The sequence below is a fragment of the Geodermatophilus sp. SYSU D00705 genome (assembly GCF_054050135.1).
Genome location: NZ_JBJGYT010000056.1, coordinates 1 through 16,828 on the forward strand (window position 1 = coordinate 1; position 16,828 = coordinate 16,828).

Annotated in this window: 18 protein-coding genes; 6 read left to right on the top strand and 12 right to left on the bottom strand. The window is 73.4% G+C overall.

All coding sequences use genetic code 11. The annotated features are described in order from the left end of the window. Positions 1-200: 200 nt before the first annotated feature. On the bottom strand, positions 201-2,048 hold the full coding sequence (gene sucB / locus ACI78Q_RS22810; RefSeq protein WP_456925756.1) for a 2-oxoglutarate dehydrogenase, E2 component, dihydrolipoamide succinyltransferase: 1,848 nt from the start codon (positions 2,046-2,048) through the stop codon (positions 201-203). A 51-nt stretch (positions 2,049-2,099) separates the two neighbouring features. After that, positions 2,100-3,479: a dihydrolipoyl dehydrogenase gene (lpdA, locus tag ACI78Q_RS22815; RefSeq protein WP_456925757.1), complete on the bottom strand. Its 1,380-nt coding sequence runs from the start codon at positions 3,477-3,479 to the stop codon at positions 2,100-2,102. Positions 3,480-3,631: 152 nt separating this feature from the next. On the opposite strand from lpdA, the gene ACI78Q_RS22820 reads away from it, so the two are divergent. Beyond that, positions 3,632-3,973 carry an oxidoreductase gene (locus ACI78Q_RS22820; RefSeq protein WP_456925758.1) on the top strand — a complete coding sequence of 114 codons (342 nt, stop codon included), beginning with the start codon at positions 3,632-3,634 and terminating at the stop codon, positions 3,971-3,973. A gap of 40 nt (positions 3,974-4,013) precedes the next feature. Here ACI78Q_RS22820 and ACI78Q_RS22825 read toward each other — a convergent pair whose 3' ends face one another. Further along, the gene (locus ACI78Q_RS22825; protein WP_456925759.1) at positions 4,014-5,522 is read right to left on the bottom strand and encodes a leucyl aminopeptidase; all 1,509 of its coding nucleotides are present in this window, start codon (positions 5,520-5,522) and stop codon (positions 4,014-4,016) included. An 84-nt stretch (positions 5,523-5,606) separates the two neighbouring features. On the opposite strand from ACI78Q_RS22825, the gene gcvT reads away from it, so the two are divergent. Beyond that, the gene (gene gcvT / locus ACI78Q_RS22830) at positions 5,607-6,725 is read left to right on the top strand and encodes a glycine cleavage system aminomethyltransferase GcvT (protein ID WP_456925760.1); all 1,119 of its coding nucleotides are present in this window, start codon (positions 5,607-5,609) and stop codon (positions 6,723-6,725) included. A gap of 4 nt (positions 6,726-6,729) precedes the next feature. Here gcvT and ACI78Q_RS22835 read toward each other — a convergent pair whose 3' ends face one another. From ACI78Q_RS22835 to ACI78Q_RS22850, 4 genes are read right to left on the bottom strand one after another with little or no spacing between them, the layout of a single operon-like run. After that, positions 6,730-7,866, bottom strand: coding sequence for a YihY/virulence factor BrkB family protein (locus tag ACI78Q_RS22835; protein WP_456925761.1), 1,137 nt, complete (start codon positions 7,864-7,866; stop codon positions 6,730-6,732). A 1-nt stretch (position 7,867) separates the two neighbouring features. After that, entirely contained in the window at positions 7,868-8,143 is a 276-nt protein-coding gene (locus ACI78Q_RS22840; RefSeq protein WP_456925762.1) for a DUF4235 domain-containing protein, read from the bottom strand. After that, a complete protein-coding gene (locus ACI78Q_RS22845; RefSeq protein WP_456925763.1) occupies positions 8,140-8,574 on the bottom strand; it encodes a DUF3618 domain-containing protein in 435 nt (144 codons plus the stop codon). Before ACI78Q_RS22845 ends, ACI78Q_RS22840 begins: the two co-directional genes overlap by 4 nt. Further along, positions 8,571-9,008 (bottom strand): phage holin family protein, encoded by a 438-nt coding sequence (locus tag ACI78Q_RS22850; protein ID WP_456925765.1) that lies wholly within the window; start codon positions 9,006-9,008, stop codon positions 8,571-8,573. Before ACI78Q_RS22850 ends, ACI78Q_RS22845 begins: the two co-directional genes overlap by 4 nt. A 119-nt stretch (positions 9,009-9,127) precedes the next feature. On the opposite strand from ACI78Q_RS22850, the gene ACI78Q_RS22855 reads away from it, so the two are divergent. Next, complete coding sequence (locus tag ACI78Q_RS22855) at positions 9,128-9,340, top strand: hypothetical protein (protein ID WP_456925766.1); 213 nt, start codon at positions 9,128-9,130, stop codon at positions 9,338-9,340. A 91-nt stretch (positions 9,341-9,431) separates the two neighbouring features. Here the strand turns inward: ACI78Q_RS22855 and ACI78Q_RS22860 are convergent, their stop codons facing one another. Next, complete coding sequence (locus tag ACI78Q_RS22860; protein ID WP_456925767.1) at positions 9,432-10,415, bottom strand: aldo/keto reductase family protein; 984 nt, start codon at positions 10,413-10,415, stop codon at positions 9,432-9,434. A gap of 57 nt (positions 10,416-10,472) precedes the next feature. Beyond that, on the bottom strand, positions 10,473-11,081 hold the full coding sequence (locus ACI78Q_RS22865; RefSeq protein ID WP_456925768.1) for a DUF3043 domain-containing protein: 609 nt from the start codon (positions 11,079-11,081) through the stop codon (positions 10,473-10,475). A gap of 145 nt (positions 11,082-11,226) precedes the next feature. On the opposite strand from ACI78Q_RS22865, the gene ACI78Q_RS22870 reads away from it, so the two are divergent. Beyond that, positions 11,227-11,574 carry a HesB/IscA family protein gene (locus ACI78Q_RS22870; protein WP_456852290.1) on the top strand — a complete coding sequence of 116 codons (348 nt, stop codon included), beginning with the start codon at positions 11,227-11,229 and terminating at the stop codon, positions 11,572-11,574. Between the two features lie 66 nt (positions 11,575-11,640). Here the strand turns inward: ACI78Q_RS22870 and asnB are convergent, their stop codons facing one another. From asnB to ACI78Q_RS22885, 3 genes are read right to left on the bottom strand one after another with little or no spacing between them, the layout of a single operon-like run. Beyond that, entirely contained in the window at positions 11,641-13,575 is a 1,935-nt protein-coding gene (gene asnB, locus ACI78Q_RS22875; protein WP_456925769.1) for an asparagine synthase (glutamine-hydrolyzing), read from the bottom strand. 59 nt (positions 13,576-13,634) lie between these two features. Next, a complete protein-coding gene (locus ACI78Q_RS22880; RefSeq protein ID WP_456925770.1) occupies positions 13,635-14,009 on the bottom strand; it encodes a DUF3817 domain-containing protein in 375 nt (124 codons plus the stop codon). Beyond that, positions 13,999-14,364 (bottom strand): metalloprotease, encoded by a 366-nt coding sequence (locus ACI78Q_RS22885; protein WP_456925771.1) that lies wholly within the window; start codon positions 14,362-14,364, stop codon positions 13,999-14,001. Before ACI78Q_RS22885 ends, ACI78Q_RS22880 begins: the two co-directional genes overlap by 11 nt. Positions 14,365-14,628: 264 nt before the next feature. On the opposite strand from ACI78Q_RS22885, the gene ctaC reads away from it, so the two are divergent. Together ctaC and ACI78Q_RS22895 are read left to right on the top strand one after the other, a co-directional pair. Then, on the top strand, positions 14,629-15,498 hold the full coding sequence (ctaC, locus tag ACI78Q_RS22890; RefSeq protein ID WP_456925772.1) for an aa3-type cytochrome oxidase subunit II: 870 nt from the start codon (positions 14,629-14,631) through the stop codon (positions 15,496-15,498). A 45-nt stretch (positions 15,499-15,543) separates the two neighbouring features. Further along, positions 15,544-15,945, top strand: coding sequence for a cytochrome c oxidase subunit 4 (locus ACI78Q_RS22895; protein ID WP_456925773.1), 402 nt, complete (start codon positions 15,544-15,546; stop codon positions 15,943-15,945). Positions 15,946-16,828: the final 883 nt, after the last annotated feature.

The window sequence follows — 16,828 nt, forward strand, 5'->3', positions numbered from 1 at the left end:
ACGTGCTCCCTGGCGACCGCATCGTCGTCGTGGTGGAGGGCGACGCGGTGGAGGGGGACGCCGGCACCGGGCCCGAGCCGGACGACGGCGAACGGCCCTGGGACGACGCGCAGCTGCAGTCGGTCGCGGACGCCGACGGCGACGAGGAGGCGACCGAGCGCCCCCCCCCCCCCCCCCCCCCCCCCCCGATCGGGTGCGGATCAGGCGAGACCGAGCTCGCCGTGGAACTGACCGGCCTCCAGCCGCTCCCGGACCGTGGTGAGGAAGCGGGCGGCGTCGGCGCCGTCGACGATGCGGTGGTCGTAGGTCAGGGCCAGGTAGACCATCGACCGGACCGCGATCACCTCGCCGAGGTTCTCGTCCTGGACGACGACCGGACGCTTGACGACCGACCCGGTGCCGAGGATCGCCACCTGCGGCTGGTTGATGATCGGCGTGTCGAACAGCGCGCCGCGGCTGCCGGTGTTGGTCAGCGTGAACGTGCCGCCACCGAGCTCGTCGGGAGTGACCTTGTTGGTACGGGTGCGCTCCGCCAGGTCGGCGATCTTGCGGGCCAGCCCGCCGAGGCTGAGGTCACCGGCGTCCTTGATGACCGGCACCAGCAGACCGCGCTCGGTGTCCACCGCGACGCCGAGGTTCTCGGAGTCGTGGTAGGTGACCGTGCCGGCCTCGAGGTCGATCGAGGAGTTCACCGCCGGGTGGGCCTTGAGCGCCTCGACCGCTGCCTTCGCGAAGAACGGCAGGAAGGAGAGCTTGACGCCCTCGCGGGCCTCGAAGTCCTTCTTCGCCTGGGCGCGGAGCCGGGCGATCGCGGTGACGTCGGCCTCGACCACGGTCGTCAGCTGCGCGCTGACCGCCAGCGACTCCACCATCCGGCGGGCGATGACGGTGCGCAGCCGGGAGAGCTTCTCGGTCCGGCCGCGCAGCGTGGTGTCGGGCATGGCCGCCGGCGAGGGCTTCGGCGCGGTGCGGCCCGCGCCCGCCGAGGCTGCAGCCGGCGCCGCGGCCGGGGCGGAGGCGGCCTCGGCCGCCGCCAGCACGTCCTGCTTGCGGATCCGCCCACCGACGCCGGTCCCCGTGACCGTGGACAGGTCGACGCCGTGCTCGTTGGCCAGGCGGCGCACCAGCGGGGTGACGTAGGTGCCGCCCCCGTCCCCGCCGCCGGCCGGCTGCGCGGGTGCGGAGGGGGCCACCGCCGCGGCGGGCGACGGTGCCGAGGTGGGCGACTGGGTGGGCTGGGCGCCGCTGGAGCCGTAGTCCCCACCGGGCTGCTCGGTCGCCGTCGCGGCCTGCGCCGGCTCCGGCGTCGGCTGCGGGGCCTGCTGCGGTGCCGGAGCCTGCTGCGGTGCGGGTGCCTCCTGCGGGGCCGGTGCGGCCTGCTGGGCCGGCGCCTGCTGCTGGGGGGCGGGAGCGCCGCCACCGGCCGCGCCGGTGCCGATGATCGCCAGCTCCGCGCCCACGTCGACGGTCTCGTCCTCGTTGACCGAGATCGAGAGCAGGGTGCCGGAGACCGGCGCCGGGATCTCGGTGTCGACCTTGTCGGTGGAGACCTCGAGCAGCGGCTCGTCGGCGGTCACCTCGTCGCCGACCGACTTCAGCCAGCGGGTGACGGTGCCCTCGGTGACGCTCTCGCCCAGGGCCGGCATGGTCACCGGGGTCCCCTGGCCGCCGCCGTCGCCCTGCGCGGAGGCCTGGGCCGGCTCCGGCTGCTGCTGCGCCGGGGCCGCCGGCTCCTCCTGGGCCTGCTCCGCGGGCGGCTGCTCCGGCGCCACGGTCTCGGCGGAGGCCGGGGCGGCGCCCCCACCGTCGCCGTCCCCACCGATGACGGCGAGCTCGGCGCCGACCTCGACGGTCTCGTCCTCGGCGACGAGGATCTTGGTCAGCACACCGGCGGCAGGCGAGGGGATCTCGGTGTCGACCTTGTCGGTCGACACCTCGAGGAGAGGCTCGTCGACCTCGACCTGTTCACCCTCCTGCTTGAGCCAGCGGGTGACCGTGCCCTCGGTGACGCTCTCGCCCAGGGCGGGCATGGTGACGGAGGTCGGCATCGGGGCGGGGCTCCTTCTCGGCGCTGTGGATGGGGAGGGGTGGTACGTGGATCAGCCGTGCACGTGCAGGGGCTTGCCGGCCAGCGCCAGGTGCGCCTCGCCGAGAGCCTCGCTCTGGGTCGGGTGCGGGTGGATGAGGCTCGCGACGTCGTCGGCCTCGGCCTCCCAGTTGTAGATCAGCTGCGCCTCGGCGATGAGCTCGCCGACGCGGCTGCCCACCATGTGCACGCCGACGACGGGGCCGTCGACGGCCTGGACGAGCTTCACCGCACCCGCCGTCTTGAGGATCTGGCTGCGGCCGTTGCCACCGAGGTCGTAGGTGAGGGTCTTGACCTCGCCGTACCGCTCCTTGGCCTGGGCCTCGGTGAGGCCCACGGAGGCGACCTCGGGGTCGGAGTAGGTGATGCGCGGGACGCCGGCGTAGTCGATCGGGGCCGGGTTGAGCCCGGCCAGTCGCTCGGCGACGAGGATGCCCTCGGCGAAGCCGACGTGGGCCAGCTGCAGGGTGGGGATGAGGTCGCCGACCGCGGAGATCGTCGGGACGTTGGTCCGGCAGTACTCGTCGACCAGGACGTAACCGCGGTCCATCGCCACCCCGGCCTCCTCGTAGCCCAGGCCCTGGCTGACCGGGCCGCGGCCGACGGCGACGAGCACCAGCTCGGCCTCGAACTCCTTGCCGTTCTGCAGCGAAACCTTGACGCCGTTCTCGGTGGTCTGCACGCCGGAGACCAGGCTGCCGAGGGAGAACTCGATCTTGCGGCGGCGGAAGGCGCGCTCCAGCAGCTTGGAGGAGGCCTCGTCCTCCAGCGGGACCAGGTGCGGCAGGCCCTCGACGATGGTGACGTCGACGCCGAAGGACTTCCAGGCGCTGGCGAACTCGCAGCCGATGACGCCGCCGCCGAGGATGATCGCCGAGGCGGGGACCCGGTCGAGGTTCAGCGCGTGGTCGCTGGTGATGACCCGGGCGCCGTCGATCTCGATGCCCGGCAGGCTGCGGGCGTAGGAGCCGGTGGCGAGCAGGACGTGCTTGCCCTCGAAGCGCTGTCCGTTGACCTCCACGGCGGTGGGGGAGACCAGCCGACCCTCGCCCTCGACGTAGTTGATCTTGCGGCTCTTGATGAGGCCCTGCAGGCCCTTGTGGAGCCGGGAGATCACGCCGTCCTTGTAGCCGTTGACGCCGTCCATGTCGATGCCGGCCAGGGAGGTCTTGACGCCGAACTGCTCGCCCTCGCGGGCGGCGTCGGCGATCTCACCGGCGTGCAGCAGGGCCTTGGTGGGGATGCAACCGCGGTGCAGGCAGGTGCCGCCGACCTTGTCGCGCTCGATGAGGACGACGGACATGCCCAGCTCGGCGGCGCGCAGCGCGGCGGCGTAGCCACCCGAGCCACCACCGAGGATGACCAGGTCGGCGGGGGAGGTGGGTGCGCTCACGAGTTCTCCTCGAATGCAGTGGCCCGTCCCGTTCACGCGGGCGGGGGAACGTCCGCGCCCATCCTGCCACTCCGGGAACGTGACGGCCGACAGTGCCGTTCAGCAGCGCGGACGCCGCGGTGCGGCCGTGGCCGGTTCGGACGGGAGCGGACATGGGGTTCTGGACGCGTTTCCGGCGGAGGACGCCCCCGGGCGACCGGCGTGGCACCCTCGACCGCGGCGCCGGCCGGGCCGATCTCGCCCACCTCGAGCAGTTCGTCGCGACCCGCCGCGGGGTCGAGGGCTTCGTCGAGCCGCGCACGGCGGTCACCGAGTCCACGATCGTGCTCGTCGCCGCCGACGGAGAGTGGACCCGGCGCCGCATCGACGGGCCCGACACCGCGCGGCGGCTGTCCCGGGAGCTGCGTGTGCCCGTCTACGACGCCCAGGTCACCGGGTACCCGCAGCGGATGCGCGACTGGACGGCCCGCCGGCGCGCCGACGGAGCGAGCTGAGGCGGTCGCGTCCGGCCGCGGGCCGGACGCGACCACGACCTCACTCCGCGATCAGGTCCTCGATCGTGGCCAGCAGCGTCCGCACGGGCACGCCGGTGCCGCCCTTGGGCGTGTAGCCCCACGGGGCGCCGGTGTTGTAGCTCGGCCCCGCGATGTCGATGTGCGCCCACGGGAGGGCGGCCGGCACGAACTCGGCCAGGAAGTGGGCGCCGACGAGCATGCCCCCCATCCGGTCGGCGTTGGCGTTGACGAAGTCGGCGACCGGCGAGTCCAGGCCCTTGCGCAGCTCCGCGGGCAGCGGCATCGGCCACATCGACTCACCGCTGCGCCGGCTGGCGGCCACGACGGCGTCGCGCAGGTCGTCGCTGCCCATGACACCGGAGGTGCGCGAGCCCAGCGCGACCAGCTGCGCGCCGGTGAGGGTCGCGGTCTCCAGCAGGTAGTCGGGGGAGTCCTCGGCGGCCCGGGCGATCGCGTCGGCCAGGACGACGCGGCCCTCGGCGTCGGTGTTGGTGATCTCGGCCTTCTTGCCGTTGCGGAAGGTGACCACGTCGGCGGGCCGGTAGGCGGTGCCGCTGGGCAGGTTCTCGGCGATCGGTACGGTCGCGGTCACCTCGACCGGCAGCTCCAGCTCCGCGACCAGGCACACGGTGGCGATCACGGCGGCCGCGCCGGCCATGTCGCTCTTCATGTCCTCCATCTTCAGCGCGGGCTTGATGGACAGCCCGCCGCTGTCGAAGGTGATGCCCTTGCCGACCAGCGCGACCTTCTTGCGCGCCTTCTTGCCCTTGTAGGTCAGGCGCAGGAGGCGCGGCTTGCGCACCGAGCCGCCGCCGACGGCCAGGATGCCGCCGTAGCCGCCCGCCGCGAGCTCGTCCTCGTCGAGCACCTCGACGGAGAGCCCGGCGGCCTTCCCGGCGGCGGCCCCGCGGTCGGCGAGCTCGGCGGGGTAGAGGTCGTTGGGCGGGGTGTTGACCAGGTCGCGCACCAGCGTGACGGCGTCGGCCACGGCGCGGGCACGGGCCAGCGGTGCGCGGGCGCCCCCGGCGTCCGGCACGACGACGGTGAACTCCCGCGGTGGTGTGGGCCGGCCGTTCTGCGCGGACTTGTAGGCGGTGAACTCGTAGGCGCCGAGCAGGCTGCCCTCGCCGACACCGTGCAGGCGCGCCGCGTCGGGCGTCCCACCCACAGCGGCCAGCAGCGTGACCACGGAACCGCGGCCGCTCAGCGCGCGGCTGGCGGCACCGGCGGCCCGGCGCACCGCCTCGGCGCCGTACCCGCCGGCCGCCTCGGGGGCGCCCAGGCCGACGGCCGCGACCACCGGGAACGGGCCCTGCCCGAGGCTGGCGACCCGCGTGACCTCCTCCTCGCCGCCCCGTGCGCCGAGGTCGGCCAGCGCGGGCAGCAGCCGGCCGCCGAGGAGGCGGTCCACGGCCTCCGCGCCGGGCGTGGGCAGGAGGCCGTCGGGCCCCTTGCCGATGCCGACGACGACGGCGTCGGCGGAGAGCTTCTCGAGCGGGCGGTCGGTGGCGGTGATCGTCGGCGGCACCGCTCGATCCTAGGTGCCCGGCCGGAGGCGGTCCTGAGGACGGCGAAGGAGACGGGGCGGGCCGCCGCCGATAGCGTGCCGTCCGTGACCCCGCGGACCTCGCCCCTGCACGAGCGGCACCTCGCGGCCGGCGCGAAACTGGCCGACTTCGGCGGCTGGACCATGCCGATCGAGTACGCCGGCGGGGGGGTGCTGGCCGAGCACGCCGCCGTCCGCAGCGGGGTGGGCCTGTTCGACGTCTCGCACCTGGGCACGGTGACCGTCCGCGGGCCCGGTGCCGCGGCCTTCGTCGACTCGTGCCTCACCAACGACCTGTCCCGCATCGGGCCGGGGCAGGCGCAGTACACGATGTGCTGCCTGCCCGACGGCGACCCGCGAGCGGGCGGGGTGGTCGACGACCTCATCGTGTACCTGCACGGCCCCGACGACGTCCTGCTGGTGCCCAACGCCGCCAACGCCGCCGAGGTCGTCGCGCGGCTGACCGACGCGGCACCGGCCGGGGTCACCGTCACCGACCGGCACGCCGAGGTCGCCGTCCTGGCCGTGCAGGGGCCGAAGTCGGCGCAGGTGCTGTCCTTCCTCGGCCTGCCCGGCGAGCTGCCCTACATGTCGTTCGTGACCGGCACCGGCGGCGGGCACACCGAGGTGACCGTGTGCCGCACCGGTTACACCGGCGAGCACGGCTACGAGCTGCTCGTGCCGGCCGAGGAGGCCGGCGAGCTGTGGGACGTGCTGGTGGACGTCGGGCAGGACGAGGGGCTGCGGCTGTGCGGTCTCGGTGCGCGCGACACCCTGCGCACCGAGATGGGGTATCCGCTGCACGGGCACGAGCTCTCCCCCGACATCACGCCCAACCAGGCCCGCGCGGGCTGGGCGGTGGGCTGGCGCAAGCCGGAGTTCTGGGGCCGCGGGGCGCTGCTGGCGGAGAAGGAGCAGGGCGCGGCCCGCCTGCTGTGGGGGCTGCGCGCGACCGGGCGGGGCATCCCGCGGCCGGGCATGGCGGTCCTCGACGGCGAGGGCGCCCGCGTCGGTGAGGTCACCAGCGGCACCTTCTCGCCGTCCCTGCGGACCGGGATCGCCCTCGCGATGCTCGACACCGCCGCCGCACCGGCCGAGGGCGCCGACCTCGCCGTCGACGTGCGCGGGCGGCCGCAGGCCGTGGAGGTCGTGCGGCCGCCCTTCGTGCCCTCGCACGTGCGCTGAGCGCCTAGCGGTTCTTGCGGGTGGGGTCCTTGTCCTCCTTGGTCGGCTCCGGCTTGTCGGGCAGCGTGTCGGCCACGACGGCGTCGCGCTCACCCATCGGCCGCGGCTCCCCGGCGGTGGTGTCCCGCGCCGTCTGGTGCTCGGCCTCGGCGTTGATCTCCGCGCCGAGCAGTACCAGGTAGCAGGTCAGGTACAGCCACAGCATGAGCACGATGACGCCGGCGATGGCCCCGTAGGTCTCGTTGTAGGACCCGAAGTTGTCGACGTAGAAGCTGAACCCGATGCTGACCAGCGCCCACACGACGGTGACGACGATCGAGCCGAGGCTGACCCACCGCAGCTGCGGGGCGTCGCGGTCGGGCGCCACGCGGTAGACCACCGCGAGCCCCCCGGCGAAGACGCCGAGCAGCAGCACCCAGCGCACCACCTGGGCGAGCACGGTGCCGACGACGCCCAGGGGGAGGTCCTCCAGCACCGCCGGGACGACGGCGAGCAGGGTGAACGCGACGAGCACGAACACGATCGCACCGAGGGTCAGCGCGAGGGAGGTGGCCCGCAGCTTGATGAACCCGCGGGTCTCGACCTCGTCGTAGGCCAGGTTCACGGCGGTGATCAGGTTGCCCACGCCGCCGGAGGCGCTCCACAGCGCGGCGAGGATCGAGACGATCAGCCCGACGGTCAGCGCCCCGCCGCTGTTGCTGGTGATCGAGGTCAGCTGGTCACCGACGATGTCCTGGGCGCTGTCGGGCAGCTGTGTGGACACCGACTCGATCTGCTCGCTGACCTGCTCCGGGGAGGCGACCAGCCCGTAGATCGAGATGGTCGCGATCAGCGCCGGGAAGATGGCCAGGAAGCCGAAGAAGGCCACGCCGCCGGCGATGATCGGCATGTTGTCGGCCTTGTTCTCTGCCCAGGCCCGCTTGACGACCTGCTTCCAGCCGCGCAGCGGGATCTGCGTGGGGGAGTCCGCCGTGATGCCCGGGAGCTGCTGCTCGGTGGGCGCCCCGGACGGCGGGCTGCCGTCGTGGGCGTCGGGACCCCGCTCGGCCGCTGCCTTGGCCGCCGCTCGTCGGGCCGCCTTCTCCTCGACGCGTTCCCGGATCCGGTCGACGGCGCTCTCGTGGTGGCGCGTGCCCGGCACGTCAGTCGCCCGGCCAGTTGCCGGTCAGCTTGGTGAAACCGCGCGCGCCGGCCCGGTCGATGGCGGCCTTGGTCGCGGCGAAGATCGCGCCCTGCAGTGCGGCGGAGATGATCACCTGCGACATCGGGTACTCGCTCTGCAGCGCGTCGGGGGCGTCGTCCCGGCCGGCCACGCGCTTCCAGACCTGCTTGAAGATGGCGCCTGACACGGTGCCGGCGAGGATGCCGCCGAGCAGGCCGATGGGGCGGTAGGCGATCTTGGCTCCCTTGCTGCTCACTTCGTCCTCCTCGCGGCCCGGCGGGCCTGCTTCGCCTTCGCGGCCCGGCGGGCCTGCTTCGCGGCTCTGGCCGCCGATGCGCGGGCGGTCTTCTCGGCGGCCGCCCGGCGGGCGGCCAGCCCCTTCGCCGCCCGCTTGGTCTGCCGGGCCGCCGCGCGGCGGTCCCGGGTGCGGCGGCGCCACACCAGCAACCCGACGAGGGCGGCCAGGCCCGCGCCCGCGCCCACGACCGCCGGAGGGCTCTCTCGGTAGGTCTCGACGGCGGTGTCGCGTGCCCGGAACGCGCTCTCCTTGGCGCGGGCCGGTACGTCGAGCCGGTGCGACAGCTCGTCGACGGTGCGGCTGAGCTGGGCGCGGGTGGCCTCGATCTCGGCCTTGATGGCGTCGGGGTCCTTCGGCGCGCCGTCGGCGCCGCTGCTCGGGGTGCTCACCGGCGGACACTCTCCTTCACCGTCGCGATGTCGGTCCTGGTGCTGGCGATCGCCTCCGTGGGCACCGGCGGCGCGGCGTCCTGCACGTCCTTCTTGCCGATCAGGGCGAGCACGCCGGCGACGGCGAAGAGCACGACGGTCACCACGAGGGCGGCTGCCCACGCCGGCAGTGCGAGGTCCAGCAGCAGGATGGCGGTGGCGACGAGGCTGGCCAGCCCCAGGAAGGCCATCAGCCCCGCGCCGCCGAAGAGGCCGGCGCCGACGCCCAGTCGCTTGGCCTTCTGCGTCATCTCGGCCTGGGCCAGCCGGGCCTCGTCGCGGACCAGCCGGGAGATCTGCTCGGTGAGCTGGCCGACGAGCTGCCCGGTGGAGGCGTCCTCCGGTGCGGGGGGTGGTGCGGGGGCTCGGCTCGCGCCCGCGGTGGGGTGGGTCATCGGTCCTCCGGTCCCGGGGATGGACGGTCGATGACCTCACATGCCCCCGATGATCGCCCGGGTAACCAGGGCCGGGTCACACTCCGGGCACGGCCGCGCCGGCCACTAGCCTCGGGGCCATGAGCTGGTACTGGCGGCTGGAGGACCCCTCGGGGGCGGAGGTGGACCCGGCGTCGGTCGGTGTCGAGGTCCCGGAGACCGACAACCAGGGCGACGCGGAGTCGTGGCTGGGCGAGCACTGGCGGGTGCTGCTCGAGCGCGGCGTGGCCACGGTGCGGCTCTTCGACGGCGAGGACGAGGTCTACGGCCCCATGGGGCTGGCGGCGACGTAGCCGGGGCGGACGACGGGTCGTCCGCCCCGGCGGCCTCCCTGCAGGGGCCCGCCGCGAGCCTGCGACTGGTGGGGAGCAGGGAGGTACTCCCTCAGCCGCGGGAGGTCTTGGCCGGGTCGCGCTCCACGACGTCGCCGAGGGCCTCGTCGATCCGCTTGAGGACGTCGGCGTCGAGGACCACGCCGGCGGCCTGCACGTTGTCCCGCACCTGCTCGGGCCGGCTGGCGCCGATGATCGCGGCGGCGACGTTGCGGTTCTGCAGCACCCAGGCGACCGCGAGCTGCGCCATCGACAGGCCGAGGTCCGCGGCGATCGGCGTGAGCTCCTGCACCCGCGTGAGGACGTCGTCGCGCAGGAACCGCTGCATCGAGCCCCCGGCCTCGGCGTGCCCGCCACGGCTGTCGGCGGGCGGCTGCCGGCCCGGCAGGTACTTGCCGGTGAGCACGCCCTGCGCCAGCGGGGACCACACGATCTGCGACAGCCCCTCCTTCTCGGAGGTGGGCACGACCTCGTCCTCGATGACCCGCCACAGCATCGAGTACTGCGGCTGGTTGCTGATGAGCTGGACGCCGAGGTCACGGGCGAGCGCGGCACCGGCCGCGATCTCCTCGGCCCGCCACTCGGAGACGCCGATGTAGAGCACCTTGCCGGCCCGCACGAGGTCGGCGAAGGCGGTCATCGTCTCCTCGAGCGGCACCGTCGGGTCGTAGCGGTGCGCCTGGTACAGGTCGACGTAGTCGGTCTGCAGCCGCCGCAGCGAGGCGTGGCAGCTCTCGATGATGTGCTTGCGGGACAGCCCCCGGTCGTTCTGGCCCGGGCCGGTGGGCCAGTAGACCTTGGTGAAGACCTCCAGGCCCTCGCGGCGCTGCCCGGCCAGGGCGCGGCCCAGCACGGACTCGGCCTTGGTGCCGGCGTAGACGTCGGCGGTGTCGAAGGTGGTGATGCCCGCGTCGAGGGCGGCCCGCACACAGGCGTGCGCGGCGTCCTCCTCGACCTGGCTGCCGTGGGTGAGCCAGTTGCCGTAGGCGATCGCGGAGATGGTCAGGCCGGAGCGGCCGAGTCGTCGGAATTCCACGGCCCGGACGCTATAAGGACCCCCTCCCGCTCATGCCCCGCGGGCTCGGCGGTGCCGTCAGACGTCGGCGCCCAGGGCGACCTCGGGCTTGGGGAACCGCCACCGGCGGACCATCGTGGACCGGCTGACGCCGTACCAGATCAGGCCGCGCATCTTGTGGTCCTGACCGGGGAAGCGCTCCAGCACCTTCCGCTTGATGCGCCGGCCCAGGAACACCGAGTCGCCGATGATCACGAGGAAGAACAGGAACCACAGGAACACGGTGTAGCTCTGCACCGCCGGGCTCGGGATGAAGTAGCCCACCAGCACGAGGGCGGCCACGACGAGGAAGAAGCTGCCGGCGTTGCGCCGCGCGTCGACGACGTCGCGCACCAGCTTGCGCACCGGGCCGCGGTCGCGGGCCGGCAGGTAGCTGTCGTCGCCGGCCAGGGCGCCGGCGCGGGCGGCACCGCGGGCGCTGGCCTGCTGCTCCCGCATCCGCCGGTAGGCCTCCTTGCGGTTGGTCGGCGGCGGCGGGGGAGGGCCGGGACGGCGGCCCTGGGCCTCGCTGCGCTTCGGCGTGGGGCGGCCCTTGCCGCCGGCCTTGACCAGCTGGGCGGTCAGGTCGGCGTCGCTGGCGGGGGCGGCCGCGGCGCGGTCGCGGCGCCCGGGCAGACGGAACTTCACGCGCCGAGTCTACGTGTGACCTGGCCCGTTCCCCCGCCTCCGCGCGGACGGCGGCCGTACAGTGGAAGAGGACCCGCTCCGGCGGTGTTGGCCTGGAGAAGGACGTGCCACCTCAGGCACCCTCGAACGTGGGAGGACCACAGACATGACGGTGCAGGACACCGCAGCGACCGGCGTCGTCCTCAGCGAGCCCGCTGCCGCGAAGGTGAAGGCGCTGCTGGACCAGGAAGGCCGCGACGACCTCCGGCTGCGCATCGCCGTCCAGCCCGGCGGTTGCTCCGGCCTCCGCTACCAGCTCTTCTTCGACGAGCGGTTCCTCGACGGCGACCAGACCTTCGAGTTCGGCGGGGTCGAGGTCATCGTCGACCGGATGAGCACCCCCTACCTCGGCGGTGCGGTCATCGACTTCGTCGACACCATCGAGAAGCAGGGCTTCACGATCGACAACCCGAACGCGCAGGGCTCCTGCGCCTGCGGCGACTCGTTCCACTGAGCACCGCGTAGCCCGGACACACGTCGGCGCCCCGGTCCTCCTCGGAGGGCCGGGGCGCCGTCGTGTTCAGAGCTTGACGGGGTAGACCGTCTCCGGGATGACCGGCTTGATGCGCTCCTCGACGAAGATGCCGTGCCAGACCATGAAGACCAGCACCTCCCACACCTGACGGGCGATGCGCTTGCTCGGTACCTCGGCCTGGCGCAGCCGGTCGAGCAGGGTCAGCACGTGACCGCGGTCGAGCCACTCGTCGGTCTCGCTCGCGGTGACGATGTCGCGGGCCCACTGGTGCAGCGGCCCGGCGAGGAAGTCCGCCGTCGGCACGGGGAAGCCCAGCTTGCGCCGGTGCAGGATCGACGGCGGCACGATCTGCTCCATCGCCCGCCGCAGCGCGTACTTCGTGGCGTCGCTGCCGCGGGGCACCCGCTGGTCGAGCGGGATGGTGCTGGCCAGCGCGAACACCTCGGGGTCGAGGAAGGGCACCCGCAGCTCCAGCGAGTTGGCCATGGTCATCTTGTCGGCCTTGACCAGGATGTCGCCGCGCAGCCAGGTGAACAGGTCCACGTACTGCATGGCCGTGACGTCGTCGTAGCCGGCCTCGCGGGTCTGCCGGTAGAGGTTCTCGGTCACGGTGACGTGGGACAGGTCGGCGTCGTGCCCCCGCATCAGCTGCGCGAGCTCCGCGCCGGAGAAGTTCCGCGCGTTGCCGTAGTAGCGCTCCTCGAGCGGGATCGAGGCGCGGCGCAGCAGGTCCTTGCCGCGCATCCCCTCGGGCAGCCGATCGGACAGCGCCGCCATGGCCCGCTTGCCGAACCGCGGGACCCGCTCGGCCCAGGCCAGGCTCAGCGGCTCCCGGTAGATGGTGTAGCCGCCGAACAGCTCGTCGGCGCCCTCGCCGGAGAGCACCACCTTCACGTGCTTGCGGGCCTCGCGGGCGACGAAGTACAGCGGCACGAGCGCCGGGTCGGCGACCGGGTCGTCGAGGTACCAGACCACCTCGGGGATCGCCTCGGCGAACTGCTCCGCGGTGATCTCCACCGGCACGTGCCGGACGCCGAGGGTGCGCGCCGACTCCGCGGCGATGTCCACCTCCGAGGTCGACTCCCGCTGGAAGCCGACCGTGAAGGTCATGAGGTCGGGGTTGTAGCGGTGGGCGAGGGCGGCGATGGCGGTGGAGTCGATGCCGCTGGAGAGGAACGACCCGACGGTGACGTCGGCGCGCATGTGCTTGGCCACCGACTCGTCGAGTGCCGCCGCGATCCGGTCGTAGAGCTCCTGCTCCCGCCCCTCCGCCACCGGCTGCGGCCGGAAGGTCGGGTGGAAGTACCGGTGGGTGTGCAGCTCGCCGTCGACGACGGTGAAGCTGGTGCCGCTCTCGATGCGCCGGATGCCGCGGTGCAGGGTCGCCGGCTCGGGCACGTACTGCAGCGTCAGGTAGTGCTGGAGGGAGGCCGCGTCGACCCCGCCGGCGGCCGCGGTATCGCCGAGCAGCTCCAGCACGGCCTTCTTCTCGGAGCTGAAGACCAGGCCGCCGTCGGCCAGCCGCGCGGTGAACAGCGGCTTGATGCCGAACGGATCGCGGGCACCGAACGCCGTCCGGGTGTGGGTGTCCCAGATGACGAACGCGAACATCCCGCGCAGCCGGTTGACGACGTCCTGACCCCACAGGTGGTAGCCGGCGACGATCGTCTCGGTGTCGCCGTGCGTGGTCAGCTCGGCCCCGGCGGCGGCCAGCTCCTCGCGCAGCTCCAGGTAGTTGTAGATCTCGCCGTTGAACAGGATCCGGTACCGGTCACCGGCGTAGGGGAGCGGCTGCGGGCTGCCCTCGACGTCGATGATCGAGAGCCGGTTGAAGCCGAGGACGACCCGGGAGTCCGCCCAGACGGCGGTGTCGTCGGGTCCGCGGTGGTGCAGGCAGTGCAGCGCCTCCTGCACGCCCGAGACGTGGGAGTCGCCGACCCGGTCGGCGTCGGTGGACAGGTATGCCAGCAGGCCGCACATGAGGCGCAGGTCTCCGGGGGGTCGGTTCGTTGGCCCGGCTCGGGGAGCCGGGGTGGGGGTCAGACGCGCTCGCCGGCGCGGGTCTTGCGGGTGGCGATCCGTTCCGCGACGAAGGACAGGATCGGGACGGTGCCCGCGAGCAGCACGAGGACGGCGCCCTTGAGGGTCCACCGGGCGCGCAGCGCGAGGTCGCAGGCGACGAGGAAGAAGATGAAGTAGAGCCAGCCGTGCAGGGTGCCGATGACCGCCACCGGCTGGTCGAGCTCGGCGGCGTACTTCAGGGGGACGGCGACCAGGATCAGGGCGATCAGCAGCACGCCCACGATCCAGGCCATCACCCGGTACCGCAGCAGCGCGGCGGGGATGCCCTGCCCGACCCGGCGCGCGAGGGCGCGGGGCAGCGTGCTGGTACGGCCGGTCCGCTCAGCGGCCACGGTCGCTCCGCTGGCCCAGCGCCTTCTCGTTCAGCTCGGCGAGGTAGGCGTTGTAGGCAGCCAGCTCGGGGTCGCCCGTGGTGTCGATGCGCGGCCGCTGGTAGAGCACGAGGTCGGCGCCCGGCTCGTCGGCGTCGGGGTCGCGGTTCAGCTCCTCGCGGCACATGCGGACGTAGAACCACAGGCCCATGAGTCCGTACAGCGGCCACTGGAGGGCGTAGCTCCAGTTCACCGCGCCGCCGCCGGCCTCGGCCTTGGTGAGCTGCCAGTAGCCCAGGAAGAACGTGGCGACGAACAGCGCCGCCACCAGCAGGTGCAGGAGCACCCACCTGGGGGTCAGCAGCCGGGTGAACACGGCCTCGACTGTAACCGGCGCGGCACCGGCGGCGGGGTCCACGGTGAGGGGGCTCACCTCCGGAGGCGGGCGCCGGGAGGCCGATCGCGGGGGTCCGACGCGCGACCCGCCGCGACTCCGTCTCCGGTGGTGGGCCGCCATGCGGGGTCGGCTAGTCTCGCCGCAGACTGTGGTCGGCACAGCAGCCGTCCGCCGGAACCGGTGGGCGGCGTGCCGAGAAGACCGTCCGGGCGGTCCGGACGGAGGACGAGGAGGCAGCGAGCAGTGGCTCGAGGCAGCAGGCTCGCGCGGGTCGCCGCGCTCGGTCTCCTGGGGGTCGTCACCCTCACCGGGTGCACGCCCAACAACGAGTTCTGGCGCTGGGGGTGGCCCGACGGGATCACCGACGAGGCCTACGCGATGCGCGACCTGTGGATCTGGTCGGTCATCGCGGCGCTCCTCGTCGGCATCGGCGTCTGGGGCCTGATCCTGTGGTCGGTGGTCCGTCACCGGAAGCGCTCGGACGAGCTGCCGAAGCAGACTGCGTACAACCTGCCGCTGGAGATCGTCTACACGATCATCCCGTTCCTCATCATCGCCGGTCTGTTCTTCTTCACCGTGGTGACGCAGAACAAGGTCATGGACCGCAGCGAGGACCCCGACACCACCATCGCGGTCAACGCGTTCAAGTGGAACTGGCAGTTCGTCTACCCGGAGACCACCGGGGCCGACGGGGAGCCGGTGAACACCGTGGGCACCAGCGAGGAGATCCCGATCCTCGTCGTCCCGACGGATGAGACGGTGCGGTTCGAGGTGGCTTCCGCCGACGTCATCCACTCGTTTTGGGTGCCCGAGTTCCTCTTCAAGCTGGACGTCATCCCCGGCAACGAGAACGACCGCGACAACGTCTTCGAGGTGACCGTCCGCGAGGAGGGCGCCTTCGTCGGTCGCTGCGCCGAGCTGTGCGGGACCTACCACGCGTACATGAACTTCGAGGTGCGCGCGGTCACTGCGGACGACTACGACGACTACCTGGCCGCCCGTGAGTCGGGGCTGAGCACCTTCGACGCCCTCGAGAGCATCGGGCAGCCCGGCGACCCGCAGACCACGCAGGCCTGGGACCTCGTCGACGACGCCCAGCGGGCCGATGGCTGACATGCGGCCCAACCTGGTCTCCACCACCCAGCAGGAGGAACGGCCGTGAAGGTCGAAGCGCTCATCTTCAACGCCATCGGGGTCTTCTGCATCGTGATGGCGATCGTCTACGGGGTGTGGGCCCGCGAGCCGATCGGCACGACGGCTCTGGTCCTCTCCGGCGGGCTCACGTTCCTCATCGGCGGGTTCTTCTGGTTCGTCTCTCGTCGCATCGACGCCCGTCCCGAGGACCGCAAGGACGCCGACATCGCCGACGGCGCCGGTGAGCTCGGCTTCTTCAGCCCGGGCAGCTACTGGCCGTTCGCCATCGCGCTCTCCGCGGCCCTGATGGGTGTGGCCCTGGCCTTCTTCTACTCGTGGCTGATCCTCATCGCCGGGGTGGCGCTGCTCATCACCATCGGTGGGCTGCTCTTCGAGTACTACGTCGGGCAGAACGCGCACAGCTGAGCCGCCCGGCTCGTCCACGAGGGCCCCTCTCCGCTCCGGCGGGGAGGGGCCCTCGTCGTGTGCGGGCTGCTGCGACGCCTGACAGAGCGCGGTGGGCGACCCGGGCCCTCGGGAGATCTGCCCGCCTCCGGTCGGTGAGCCGGTCCTGCGTCGCCCTGCTGGGTGCCCGTGCGCGGGGGACGGGCGGTGCGGCGGCCGGCCCGCGGCTCCGGTGCGCTCGGGTGTGCGGCGGAGGCAGCCGCGGTGATCCGCCGGCGAGCCGGGCCCGGTCCGGCCAGCGCCGCACGGTCCACTCGACAGCTGCCGGCTGCCGTCGGCTGTCCACACGCGGGGCCGCGCCGAGGAGGTCGGGCTGACTGGGCTGGGGCGCCTGCGCGGCCGGCACCGCACTCGCTCGGTGGACTGTCCGGGCTCGACGCCCTGAGGACCGCCAGGAGGGGCGTGGGGCCGCGCTGCGGACCAGGGGGCCACGGTCGCCGTCGCTCGAGACCGCCACGGTCACCGTCGACCCGGTGCGACGCCGGCCCGCTCGTGGTGGCGGAGGTCGCCCTGCACGCCCCGGGGCGTCGTGCTGTCCCGATGTCCACTCCGGCGCGGGGCGGTCGGTCCCCGTCGGTCGGTCGGGTGGACCCCGGTCGCCCCGAGGAGGGGAGAGGTGGGTTCAGCCGTTGTGCGGCGACCGGGCAGCCGCCCGTGGTCCCGGAGCGACCAATCACCAGAGCGCCCGGCCGGACTCCGCCGTCCGCAGAGCGGTCAGCGGCGCAGGTGGCTGCTGTCGTACAGACGAGTGGGGGGGGGGGGGGGGGGGGGGGGGGGGGGGGGGGGGGGCGGGGGGGGGGGGGGGGGGGGGGGGGGGGGGGGGGGGGGGGCGGGGGGGCGGCGC